Genomic DNA, 12,376 nt, shown 5'->3' with positions numbered 1-12,376 from the left:
TAACAGTATATTTGCCCAAATCCAAGGAGTGCTCAAATCCTCCAAGGATTCGGCAGCAATGAAGGAATATTAAATTCGGATGTGGTGATAATTAGGAAGCATGTACTAATAAAGAAAAGGGCCAATTATAAACGAACTTCAAGTCCGAGGAGTGATACCATGGAGAAGACCAAGAAGCGAAAACTGAACATCAGCTTTACTAGCGATATCGACCCGCAGACCGACTCCGCGGAGACAAAAGACAGCGAATCTTCCGAAAAATCAAAATCTTCTAACAGCTCCAAGGGTCAAGTGTGGGAATTTATCGCACTGGCGACAATCCCGATCGTGCTCGTTTTCGGCAATTCCATGCTAGTCCCAGGGCTTCCTCAGATGCAAAGGGAACTGGGTATCAGTAAATTCCAAAGCAGCTTGATCATCACAATTTTCTCCTTGGCAGCAGGCTTGTTTATTCCGATTATTGGTTATTTGTCAGATCGATATGGACGCAAAATTATTATTATACCCGCCTTGATCATATATGGAGCCGCCGGTATTTTGGCAGGATTCGGAGCCATTTGGAACTCATTTGCGGTGATTATCTCTGCGAGGGCGATTCAGGGGCTTGCAGCCGCCGGAACAGCACCAATTGCCATGGCGCTTGTCGGCGATTTATACGACGGCGGGACCGAAAGCAAGGCACTAGGCCTAATCGAAGCCTCCAATGGCGCAGGGAAGGTACTCAGTCCGATCATCGGCTCTCTGCTTATGCTGATCGTGTGGTATGCTTCCTTCTTCGCGTTTCCCGTGTTCTGCGCGTTATCGTTGTTGGCCGTCATTTTTATGATCAAAGAATCGAAACAGCATTCAAGGCAAGAACTAGGGAAATACCTTGGAAAAATCAAAGATATCTTCAAAGAAAAAGGCCGCTGGCTTATCACTTCTTTTTTTGCCGGTTCGCTAGGGCTATTCATTTTGTTTGGCGTACTATTTTATTTATCCAACATTCTTGAAGAAAAGCCTTACCACATTGACGGGGTCAAGAAGGGCTTGATATTGGCCATTCCATTACTCGGGATGGTGATCACTTCCTATACGACTGGAAGCTTGATCAAGAAAAATGGTGTGCTGATTCGTTGGCTGATGAATATCGGGCTGATTGTCATGACCCTTTCTCTGGCGGCTACACTTTTCTTTCTTAACAACATTTACGTGTTTATCGGCTTGCTGACAGTCAGCTGCATCGGAACCGGAATGCTTCTTCCTTGCTTAAATACAATGATCACCGGCGCTGTTGAGAAAAGTGAGCGAGGAATGATTACGTCCCTTTATAATAGCTTGCGATTTTTGGGGGTTGCAGCAGGTCCCCCTTTATTCGGGTGGATGATGGATAAATCGAATCATGTTGTTTTTATAACCGTGTCTTCACTATCTTTGGTTGCTTTAGGTTTGGTGTTCTTTTTGATTAAGCCGCCTCGGCAGATCGGATGACGGACAAATCGCTTATTGCAAAAAGATGGGCACCTGTCAATGGGCATGAGCATATTATGCCAATGTCATTGGATTAAACGACTACATCAAAAAGAATTGAGGAGATCCTAAAATGAACAGTTCCCTGCGAACAGTTTGGCCCATGGAGATATGTGATCCGAGCGGGCTGCGCGAAAATCCCGAACACGGCAAAAAAGACCACGACACCTACGGGGTCATGGAACGCGGGATGACGATGGTTATTGATAAAGGCCTGGGTAGAAACATGTTTACAGATGTGATCGAGACAGCTTCGGATTACATCGATTGCGTCAAATTCGGTTTTGGGACGGCTCCGCTTTATAAAATGGAAATGCTGCTATATAAGATCAATCTAGCCAAACAACATGGAATCACGGTCATGCCCGGAGGGACCTTGCTTGAGACAGCCGTGCAGCAAGATGCCGTCCCCGCATTTTTTAATACCGTATGCCGTCTTGGATTTAACGCTATAGAAGTATCTGACGGCACGATTGAGATGTCGCGAAAAAAACGAACGGAGCTCATCCGGGAAGGTAAACAACGCGGACTTCGGGTGTTTACGGAATATGGTAAAAAGCAATCCGGTTCCCGCATCGAAGCCGAAATGCTCGCGTATACGATGGAAGCGGATTTGGACGTAGGCGCCGAATTTATCATCGTTGAAGCGCGCGAGTCAGGACTAGGTGTAGGTATTTTCGATAAGCAAGGCGAGTGCCAGGAAGAAATGATAAATACTATCATCGACTACGTATCGGATGCAAGAAAGCTGATTTGGGAGGCACCTCTGAAGCAGCAGCAAGCGATGCTTCTCCGCTAATTTGGATCTAATGTGCATTTGGGGAATATCCAACCCACCGAAGTGCTTTCCCTTGAAACGATGCGCCGGGGACTTCGTCAAGATACGTTTGAACTCGGGGTGAGAGAGAAACATACGGATGGATTTTGTTACGTGATTTAAACATAGACCAAACCACAAAAGAACGATAAATACTAGAAGGCTGCCTATGGATATCTCCAGAGTCAGCCTATACATAATTTCGTGAATGAGATTTATCCCGGTATCCCCTTCAGGGAACAAGCATACACTAAACAAGCAGGACTGGCTTGTTACTCTAATCTATGAAGGATGATTCCGTGTGAACTTACAGATCATACTTGGGCGAAAGCCTCCTTTTTTCTTTCGTCTTATTTCTAAAAAACTCTTCTTCATTACCGCAGGCTCCATCATTCAAGGTTTTGCCATGGCAATGTTCTTGTTTCCTCACGCCATTCCTTCGGGGGGAGGTGCTGGGATCGCGGTGCTTCTGAACCATGTGTTCGAGATCCCAATGAGTCTTGGACTGTGGTTAGCCAATTTTATATTCCTCGCCTTTACAGTTCCTTATCTTGACGGTGTCAGTGCCTTCGGGACCATATTTGTTATAACAGTAACTTCCGTTTCCGTTAATTTCTTTGAGGTTTACTTAGAACCCCCGTTCGGCAACGTATGGATTGATCTGCTATTCGGCTCGGTTATTCTCGGAACAGGTGTCGCCATCCTCATAAGGCAGAGGGTATCGAATGGGGGAATCGGGTATGTTGCCTTGGCCATTTACAAATATAAAAGAATCAACCCCGGTACTTCCTTGTTCTGGATGAATGGAATCATATTCGCTTTCACGGCCTATGTGATCGATTGGAAAATTATTATCCTTGCGGTTGTATGCCAGTGGGTGTCAACCCGGATCATTAACTGGATTCACCAGTTTCCTCCCCCGAAGTCAGTCTATCAACCCGCTTGGCGCAAAAAGTGATTCTACCGCAACCTCAAATTTTGGTCAATGACCATAGAAGGTATCTACTTGGGCGGTGAAACAAAAGATTTATTAAGGCAAGAAGTAAAAAGATGACCTCCGAGATCTCGGAGGTCATCTTCTGCTCGTGGACTGTTCTCATGAATCCATTACCAACACCCGAAGGGAGGTGCGGCGGAGGATTCGTGAAGCCAGCCAGCAGCCGCTGACGGCAATAGCAAGCGCGGTCAGAGCCAGCCCAATGGCCAGCGGCCATTCCATGATGAGTGGCAGCTTGACAATACCGTAGGTAGAGAGCAGACCGCGCAGCACGGCTGGCAATGCGTAGACACCGCAAGCGATGCCAACAAGTGCACCAAGCGCGGCCAGTCCGGCGATGCCACTTGTCAAGGCACGACGGATATCGGTTGCTGTCAGGCCGAGCGAGGCATAGATGCCATATGTTTTCGTTTCCTTACGAATATGCAGACGGCAAGTCGTATAAACAATAAGACAAGTGACAGCCATGAACAGGAGGGCCAGCATGCTCATCGGAATGAGCAAAACCGCCGCAGCTTCTTTGAATACGGAATCGAGCAGCACTTCCTGCTTCAGCGCTTGGATGGAAGGGCCGTAACGTTCGTTCAACTGCTGCACAAGCGCATCGCTGTCCGTATTGTCCTTTAGTTGAATAAACCCGGCGTCCGGATTCAACTGCTCGACAAGATCCGATGTGACCCTAGCGACGTTCGACATATTGGAAACGGACTGAAAGGTGCCGGTGATCAGCAATTGATGCGGTTTTCCTTCAATATAGATCGTGAGTATGTCGCCGATATCCTTTTGCAATTTACGGGCAATATTGATTCCAATAGAGATTTCATTTGGTAGTGCAGGATTACGGCCTGCAATCGAAGCAAATCCCATCTCGTCCATGCTGCCTTCCACGACCGTCAAAGGGAGGCTGAATGTCTGTTGAGGATTGCCGTCCCCTTCGGCCATGGCAATGACCCCGGTGGCTGCCCCGGACCAGTTCAGACTGAGAACCCGAGGGTCGCTTTGGACATAAGATTGCATTTCCGCCCGATCCATACCTTCCGCATGGATAACCATAATGGCGATATCCGCATCGTCATAGCCCCACTGGGCCGACGTTTCACTAATGCGATAGATACTGGTTACCAGCACGGCGCCAAAGACGAGCACAGCCACCGTGATGCTCATTAGCAGAAAGATCAGCGCTGCGCTTTTTTTGTTGCCGCTCACATGCTTCCAGCCGATGACCGTGGGTACGGACCATCGATCCAGTAGTCTTATGCGGGCACCATGCCGATGGGTACGACTATGCGAAGACTCCGACATGCCGTAACGGATCGCTTGAATTGGCTTGATATGGCGTGTCTTGGCCGCATACAGAAGAACGCATAAAAGGATGATGAGCAGCAGGCCGCAGCCAGTCCAGATCGCAACGTCTGCGGCTTGAACGGGAACAGGTGCTGTATCGGATTTGAGAAAAGACAGGGAATTCTGGATGATGACATCTGAGAGGAGGCGACTTGCAATCAGTGCTGGGACCAAGGCGACAATCGCCATTAAACCGTATTGCAGCAAGTAGGTGGCGATGATGCGTTCGGAAGTCATGCCGATCGATTTGAGAATGCCGATGGTGCGGTAATTGGCAAGGATCGTGTCCGTGATCGTAAATCCGATCGTAAGCAAGGCGACGAGGATCATGACCAGCCCGAGGAAACTCATCACAAAGCCAATAATTTTATTCATGATAAAGTAAAAGGCCGACAGTTCGGCAAACGAAACGCGTTCCTCCAAAAACGGCGATCCGAGCGCCTGCTCAAAGCGCTGCCAGTATTCCTCGCTCTGTTCCGGATGTGCATAGCGAAGCGACAACATGTACTGCTCCGGCGTGTCCAAGCGCCCCATGGTAGACCGATAGTCGGCTTCGTTCATCCAGATGCGGGCGGTGGTCGAGAAAGGACCACCGTGGGATATGTCGATGACAATGGCGCCGATCGTGAATTGTACAGGTTCAGTCCCTGAGGTGAACATCAGCTTATCGCCGATGTTCATGTTGTATTTGTAGGCGAGCGAGGTGGGTATCCAGATCTCGCCGGCTTCCGGCACCGTCAGATGCTCCGGTCCCGCACCGGGGAGAGGATTGTTGACCCCATGCGGCATCGGTGGCGTATTGAGCATATACAGATAAAGATTGGGTAAATCTTCTCCGTTATAGACCAGTCCCGCCCATGGCTTATAAGGGACTAAGATGGAGGCGGTTACTCCGTCTTGGCTTGACCACCAATCGGCTACCATTTGTTTGTCATGCAGCCCGCGGGTCATATTGATGACTTCATGGGCACCCTGAGCAGCCGTATGGCGATCGTTGAATACATTTTCCGTATTCATCAAGACCGTGAATGCGGTGCTGACTAGTAGAGCAGATAGGGCAATAAGCAATGCGATCAGCGTGTTTTGCATTTTTCTTTTGCGCAGGTTGCCCCAGCAGAGTGTTAATATGGCTCGCATCCCAGACTACCTCCTCCCGGTGACATAAGCAAAGATCATCGCTTCCCGCTCGGAGGCTTGCTCTGGACTGTAGGGCCCCATATCCAGCGTGCCACCGATCTTGCCATCTCGAATATAGATGAGGCGATTGCCGCGGCAGGCTGCCTTCATGTCGTGGGTGACCATGACAATCGATTGACCTTCCGCATGCATCCGACTCAATATATCAAGCACCGTAACGCCTTGCTCGTAGTTCAGGCTGCCGGTGGGCTCATCGGCGAAGATGATGTCCGGGTTATTGATGAGTGCCCTGGCAATTGCCGCCCGCTGCTGCTGTCCTCCGGATACTTGGGAAGGCAGCCGGTTGCTCTGGTTATCGAGGGACAGATTAACCATCAAGTCATGTGCCCGTTGTCGTACTTGCTCCTTGTCCTGATTAGCGATATATCCAGGGAGGGCAATGTTATCAAATAGCGACAGATCCGGTACAAGGTTGCTGTTTTGATAGATAAAGCCGATCCGATTCGCCCGAAAGCGTGCAAGCTCCTTGGCTGAAAATTGATCAAGACGCTGTCCCTGCAGACAGACTTCTCCGGCTGTCACTTCATCAAGTCCGCTGAGCAAGTACAGCAAGGTGGACTTACCCGACCCCGAATCGCCCATGACGACGGTAAAGTCTCCTTCATAAATGGACAGATCGACATTGCGGATGGCATGGTATTGCTCCTTGCCGGTGGTGTATGTTTTGCATAAATGACTAGCTTGCAGCATGACGGTGTTGCTTGAAGGCATATTGTGATCTCCTCTCTTTATCTCCCACTGCCACCAAAGTATAGAGGACGAATCTTGCACATTTGTTATCAAATTATAAATAAAGTATGACAGGAGTCAGCTAAAGGGGCAGAGTTAAGCAGAAGGTTGTTCCCTGCTGCTGTTGACTGTGAAAAGAGATCGTACCGCCATGCGCTTCCATAATATATTTACAAATCGACAAACCCAGTCCGACCCCGTGCCGCTCGGCGAGTTGGCCGGCAGTTCGTTGTAAAACGTTACCCTGGTAGTACCGTTCAAAAATAAAAGGCATATCACGCGGGGAAATCCCGCTGCCTGTATCGGAGACGATGATCTGCAGGCAGGATGTTTCCGAATGTTCTTCAACAGCGAGGCGAATCGAATCCCCGGGTTCAGTATGCTTCAGTGCGTTTGTGACGAGATTGGCAATGACTTGCTCGATCCGTACAGCATCGATGCGGACAAGCACGTTAGGAATCACAGCAGGCACTTTGCAGCGTACGCCCATTGTTCGGATATAATGGCCCATCGCGTTGAAGATAGGCTCCAGCGTTGGAGCGCTGTACTGTTCAATCGGATGTACGGCAATCTGTTCCAGATCACGCAGTGCGTGCAGCAGCAAATCGTCTACGAGCACGGCCATCTTACTCGTATTTGCGTGCACGACTTCAAGATAAGTCATCGCACTTGGCAGATCAGGGCAAATCCCTTCGCGAATGGCTTCAATATACGCTTTGATTGTCGCCAGCGGAGTTTTCAAGTCATGAGACAGATTGGATATGAGTTCTTTATGCGACTGGCTGTGCGCAGCTTGCTGGATATGTAAATTACGAATCTCTCCACGCATGAGATCAAATACGGCATAGAGCTCCCCGACCTCGTTATCGCTTGTCCATTCGGGACGCTGCTCATAGTCACCTCTCAATATAGCTTCCGCATAAGGCTTGAGTCCGGCAACTGGCTGCACCAGGTTATGCTGCACCCCGCGTCCGATGGAGAAGAATACATAAAGCAGCGTTAAAAGTGCCAGAGAAAGCATGATCCATGGCACATAAATAAAGGAGTTAGAGGAGGGCATTACTGCGGCCAAGGCAGTATCCGGGACCGCAAATTGAGCGTAACCTACAAAGGCTTTGGTGTCGGCATCCCGCAGCGGAAAAGCGAGATGATAGTGGGGTGGTTCGCTGTTAGAGATGCGCAGTGTATAGTCTAGTTCAAAGTGCGGATTGATTGGGCGCTTCGATGAATTTTCGCTATCATAGATCAACGTTCCATCAGGAAGCACAACCTTGAGGCCGCCCTGCGTCTCCTGACTCCAGTCGGTTAATTGCCGCTGGATCGGAGCGTCGGTGAGCAGTAATTCCGCATGCTCATTTTCCAAGGCATGGACGATCGGATTCGTCAGTACGCGAATTTCCTTCACAATAGTGGACGGAGTCAGCTGGTTTGAAGGTCCAATAAGAGTAAGCCAAACGACAGATAGTATCACTGTAAGGATGGATAGACCAGCTGCCCAGAGTCGTCTAGCATACCAAGTTTTCCAGTACATAAAGGCTACTCCGTTTCATCGGGGTTGAATTTATATCCGACGCCCCACACGGTTTTAATATAGGAGGACCTGATTTCGGTTCGTTCCAATTTCTCACGGAGCCGCCGAATGTAGACCGTGATCGTATTATCCTCGACATAAGCAGAATACCCCCACACATGATCCAGCAGCTGCGATTTGGTAAACACTTGATTAGGGTTGGAGGCCAAAAAGTATAGCAAATCAAATTCTTTGGCGGATAAAGAAATTTCCAGCTGTCCGACCATGACCCTGCGGGCGTTCTTATCAATCGACAGGGCGCCGAATTGCAAGCGCTGCGGGGATACCGGGAGTTTCGGGTCCGCCATTCTGCGCAAATGTGCCTGAACGCGAGCGACCAGTTCACTGAGCGAGAAGGGCTTGGTCATGTAATCATCGGCGCCAAAACCCAGGGCAAGCACTTTGTCCGTGTCGCTGCTGCGGGCGCTTAAAATTAGAATGGGCGCAGCCGTCAATGTACGGAGCTTGCGGCACACTTCAATCCCGTCAGCATCAGGCAAGGTCAGATCGAGAATGATAAAATCCGGCTGCCGGTGGCGGACCGCCTGCAACCCGTCGCCGGCATTTTCCGTGATGAACGTGCTGAATCCCTGAACACGCAAATAGTCATTCACAATGCGCGAGATATCCTGTTCATCTTCAATGATCAGTACTGTTTTAGGAGAATTCATTAAAAAGTCGCCCCTGTTCCGTATGCTTTAAATGGTGAGTCCATTATAGCATGGGCCGGAATGAACAACAGCTATCGGGATATTCCCGATAGCTGTTGTTCATAGTGTTCGGATCAGCCTGCGGCTTTTATTATTTAGTCCATATACCGATCTTATAAGCTCCGTCCGAAAGGCGCTCCGTATTAGCAAAATCAACCCCGGGTTGGTTCGTGGACGGATTAAGAATAGCTATGGTCAGCTCATAGGTACCGTTTGGCAGCGTGTTTGTGGAGATAGAGCCTGAGACTGTATGCAAACCAGTCCTCCAGGTTCTTAAGTCCGCGGATGTGGATTGACGTGCCACGACATGGCCTCCGCTGCGCAGCTGCACTTCAACAGGCCAGTTGAACGGGAAGTGTTGAACCCCCTTATTTTCCACAGTGACGGATACATTTAACGCACTTCCGCTATTTTCTTGCGGATATGCAACTTTCTTCAATACAAAGTGATAGCCCATTCGTTTCTTCAGTGTATTCATATTGCCCTGCAACGGATTGCCCAGTGCCAAGGAAGCTGGAGCATTCGGTCCAAGCCAGCTCGGTTTGCTAAGCTCGGTTTGCCGCAGCGTCTCATTAAAGCCGCTGCCTGTCGTGAGCGCAGCATTCATACCATAGGCACCCCCATAAAATTCGCCGCCAGAGACGCGAGTGTCCCAGAAGTTGGCATGGTTTGGCTGTTTCTGGCCGATATCATCCCAATAACCGTTCTGTGTGCCGGTATACCATCCCCATTCGGAATCGAAGCTCGGCTGATCTCCGAATACATCATTATACATTCCCAGAATCAGGCCCTTGTTATTATTCTTGGCCAATTCCACGCTCCGTCTGATCAATAGCTGCGTATGATCCTCCTGATCGGCGAAAGCATCAATATAGTGCTGAATGTACTGGTTGGATATTTGGTTCGGAGGAAACGCGCCTGTATAGTTGCTTTCCCCGTTCGGTCCGATGTAAGGCCAGGTGTGGAATTCCGCCCAATGGCCCAGCGAACCGATTTGCACAAAAGCGATCGGGCTGTCAGCCGTGTTGTAATGCTCGGCAATCGCCTCAATGGCAAGCTTGTGTCTGGCGATCAAATACTCGGAACTGTAATTCGGGGAGAAGCCCGTGTTGTTGCCGGCTCCCATGCCACCGGTTTCATCTTGGTAGGCCTTGCCTGGAGATTGTCCCAAACTGGCTATGTCGTTGTACAGCCAGTCAGGAATATCCCGGTGAGGCACACCCGAAGGACTGTCCAGAATGAAACGCAGCACCACCTTGACTCCGCGGCTCTTCCAATAGTCGAGATGATTGGACGCTTCAAACGCACTGAAATCATAGTTGCCTTTGGTTGGCTCTAACTCCTTCCAGGTAACACCGGCATATACGAGACGGTGGTCCTGCGGGTAATTGGTCGATTTCGCTGAAGGAGCCCAACCCTTAAACGGGTTATTGAGCGGATTATCCAGCTCGCTTGGGTAAAATTCGATCATTTCTTTTCCGGGATTCCCTTCATTAAGTGTATAAACGGGAAGCGGCTGGTTCTGCGCTGGCAGGCGATGGATGTCCGAATTGTTGTCCAGATAACCAATGCTCACGCTGCTGCCTGCAGCAAGTCCAAGTGTAGCGAGAGGGAGTGCAACTTCAATAGTAGATGAGGTACGCACGTATTGAGAAGAAGGAAGGGCGGAAGACCAATCCCAATTCCAGCTGCTGCCATTTCCTGCGTACCGGTATAACGATTGATTCTCGAGGAGCCATTCAATTCCGGACGCCCCCCATCCGAAAGCTTGATATCCGGTCGCAGCATTCTTGTCCGTATTCAGCCAGAAGCTTCCCATGGTAGTGCTAAGGCCTGAGCCTTCCACAAGCAGATAAAGATTCCTGTCGTCGTGGGAAGCCTTTAAGATGCTAGCGGTTCCCGAATTCTTGGAAAGAGCCGGAAGCCCTTCCCATTCACTCGGATCACCATCCACAACGATAGAAGCCGCTTCTGCAGCCGAAATAAAGGGGGGATAAGGGAACAAGGTAAGAAGAAGAATGGCCGTCATCGTAAAAATAGCGAACCTCATTTTCAATTGAATACCCCATGCTTTCATGTCAAACCTCCTCACAGAATGATTGGTGTCATAGAGCTGCAAGTCCAAACGTCTTTTTAACAATGGATTCACTCTACCGAATCTGAAGCTCTCACCTCCTTTCCCATGTAACTTCCTAACTTCCCACATCCACCATGAAAAAAAGAGCACCGTGTCAGGTGCCTTCATGTGTAAATGCGTTGATGAATATATTCATTTCAACGTTCTTGTCCCTCTTAAGTGGAACTGCGTACGACCAAACGAGTAGGCAAAATCACCTTTTTGGGCAGTAGTTGATTTCCGTTCATTCTGTCAATCAGGTTGTCGACGGCAACCATGCCGATTTCTTTTGTCGGTACATCGATCGTTGATAGAGGTGGATTGGAATACTTGGACACCTCGATATTGGATAGACCCATGACAGCCACTTCAGCAGGAACGGAAATGCCGTTGTTATACAAGCCGTTGAGGGCAGCCATGGCCATTAGATCGCTGCCTGCAAAGAAGGCGGTCGGGCAATTTTTGGTTTTACATAAATGATTTATTTGTTCAATGCAGACCGCTTCATCCCACATGCAATCAATAACCCAATCGGGATTCACCGACATTCCGGCAGCATGCATGGTGGCATAGTAGCCTCGGTAACGGCGGCTGTCTTTCAGGTTATTCGTTAATCCGCTTCCCCCGATGTAACCAATCTGGGTGTGGCCTTTTTCAATGAGATGGTTGACGGCCATCGAAGCCACATTGTAATGATCATAGCCCACATTATCGATATCCCCACGCTCGGTATCAATCCCCACGATATAAGGGACCTGCTTGCGTATATACTCATAGGTTTCACTGTTCAACGATTCCATAAGAATCAGACCCGTAATCGGTTCGCTGAATGTATTGAATAAGATCTTGCTATCATTCAGCTCGATTCCAGTCCGGATAAAGGAAATGTTATATCCCGCACTCAGCAGTCGCTCTTCCACACCGGATAAGATCGACATGAAATAAGGATCGTTGTATTTATCTTTTGTTACGCTTAGTACACAACCGATCTTGATATGCGACTTGCTATCGGAATGATCCTTGGTTGAAACTTTTCGCTTGGGACTTGAAGTGATTTTATAGTTCAGCTGCGTAACCGCCTGCCAAACTCGTTCCCGGGTTTCGTCCGTAATTTTATATTTCGTATCATTGTTTAACACTCTGGATACGGTGGCAGTAGATACATTTGCTAATTTAGCAACATCCCGAATGGTACTCATAAATAAACACATTCTCCTTTTTAGTTACGAATAGTCACCATTTAGAGTTTATAGGAATGTTATATGGTAAACAATGATGGACCTGTTTGTTGTTTTGTTGCGTTACTTTGTTGCGTGATTCCGTTACGTTTTTAGTTTACAAGCATTCATGATTAAAATCAATCATAACATGTTTCTATCGTGCTATG

8 protein-coding genes and 1 pseudogene are annotated in these 12,376 nt (G+C 48.8%); 3 read left to right on the top strand and 6 right to left on the bottom strand.

What is annotated here, in order from left to right; all coding sequences use genetic code 11:
- Positions 1–159: 159 nt before the first annotated feature.
- The 3 genes and pseudogenes from ABEW73_RS03010 (at position 160) to ABEW73_RS03000 (ending at position 3,284) form a co-directional block, all read left to right on the top strand.
- Complete coding sequence (locus ABEW73_RS03010; protein ID WP_430172156.1) at positions 160–1,470, top strand: MFS transporter; 1,311 nt, start codon at positions 160–162, stop codon at positions 1,468–1,470.
- A 112-nt stretch (positions 1,471–1,582) separates the two neighbouring features.
- Positions 1,583–2,449: pseudogene (locus ABEW73_RS03005) on the top strand (phosphosulfolactate synthase).
- A 229-nt stretch (positions 2,450–2,678) separates the two neighbouring features.
- Entirely contained in the window at positions 2,679–3,284 is a 606-nt protein-coding gene (locus ABEW73_RS03000; protein WP_430172249.1) for a YitT family protein, read from the top strand.
- 138 nt (positions 3,285–3,422) lie between these two features.
- Here the strand turns inward: ABEW73_RS03000 and ABEW73_RS02995 are convergent, their stop codons facing one another.
- The 6 genes from ABEW73_RS02995 to ABEW73_RS02970 all read right to left on the bottom strand — a co-directional run bounded on the left by ABEW73_RS02995 (position 3,423) and on the right by ABEW73_RS02970 (position 12,188).
- Positions 3,423–5,804 carry an ABC transporter permease gene (locus ABEW73_RS02995; protein ID WP_430172152.1) on the bottom strand — a complete coding sequence of 794 codons (2,382 nt, stop codon included), beginning with the start codon at positions 5,802–5,804 and terminating at the stop codon, positions 3,423–3,425.
- Positions 5,805–5,810: 6 nt separating this feature from the next.
- Entirely contained in the window at positions 5,811–6,575 is a 765-nt protein-coding gene (locus ABEW73_RS02990; RefSeq protein WP_430172150.1) for an ABC transporter ATP-binding protein, read from the bottom strand.
- Positions 6,576–6,675: 100 nt separating this feature from the next.
- Positions 6,676–8,124: a HAMP domain-containing sensor histidine kinase gene (locus ABEW73_RS02985; RefSeq protein ID WP_430172148.1), complete on the bottom strand. Its 1,449-nt coding sequence runs from the start codon at positions 8,122–8,124 to the stop codon at positions 6,676–6,678.
- A gap of 5 nt (positions 8,125–8,129) precedes the next feature.
- Positions 8,130–8,834: a response regulator transcription factor gene (locus ABEW73_RS02980; RefSeq protein WP_430172146.1), complete on the bottom strand. Its 705-nt coding sequence runs from the start codon at positions 8,832–8,834 to the stop codon at positions 8,130–8,132.
- A gap of 130 nt (positions 8,835–8,964) precedes the next feature.
- On the bottom strand, positions 8,965–10,950 hold the full coding sequence (locus tag ABEW73_RS02975) for a DUF4832 domain-containing protein (RefSeq protein ID WP_430172144.1): 1,986 nt from the start codon (positions 10,948–10,950) through the stop codon (positions 8,965–8,967).
- Positions 10,951–11,165: 215 nt separating this feature from the next.
- Positions 11,166–12,188, bottom strand: coding sequence for a LacI family DNA-binding transcriptional regulator (locus ABEW73_RS02970; RefSeq protein ID WP_430172142.1), 1,023 nt, complete (start codon positions 12,186–12,188; stop codon positions 11,166–11,168).
- Positions 12,189–12,376 lie beyond the last annotated feature (188 nt).

It is taken from the genome of Paenibacillus lautus, assembly GCF_050482385.1.
GTDB classification, from domain to species: domain Bacteria; phylum Bacillota; class Bacilli; order Paenibacillales; family Paenibacillaceae; genus Paenibacillus_AQ; species Paenibacillus_AQ lautus_B.
This window is presented reverse-complemented; position numbering and strand designations above follow the sequence as displayed.

Bases quoted from the DNA above. Each gene is read 5' to 3' on its own strand.
- ABEW73_RS02970 (WP_430172142.1), bottom strand. From the start codon at position 12,188: ATGAGTACCATTCGGGATGTTGCTAAATTAGCAAATGTATCTACTGCC.
- ABEW73_RS02995 (WP_430172152.1), bottom strand. From the start codon at position 5,804: ATGCGAGCCATATTAACACTCTGCTGGGGCAACCTGCGCAAAAGAAAA.
- ABEW73_RS03010 (WP_430172156.1), top strand. From the start codon at position 160: ATGGAGAAGACCAAGAAGCGAAAACTGAACATCAGCTTTACTAGCGAT.
- ABEW73_RS02980 (WP_430172146.1), bottom strand. From the start codon at position 8,834: ATGAATTCTCCTAAAACAGTACTGATCATTGAAGATGAACAGGATATC.
- ABEW73_RS02985 (WP_430172148.1), bottom strand. From the start codon at position 8,124: ATGTACTGGAAAACTTGGTATGCTAGACGACTCTGGGCAGCTGGTCTA.
- ABEW73_RS02975 (WP_430172144.1), bottom strand. From the start codon at position 10,950: ATGAAAGCATGGGGTATTCAATTGAAAATGAGGTTCGCTATTTTTACG.
- ABEW73_RS02990 (WP_430172150.1), bottom strand. From the start codon at position 6,575: ATGCCTTCAAGCAACACCGTCATGCTGCAAGCTAGTCATTTATGCAAA.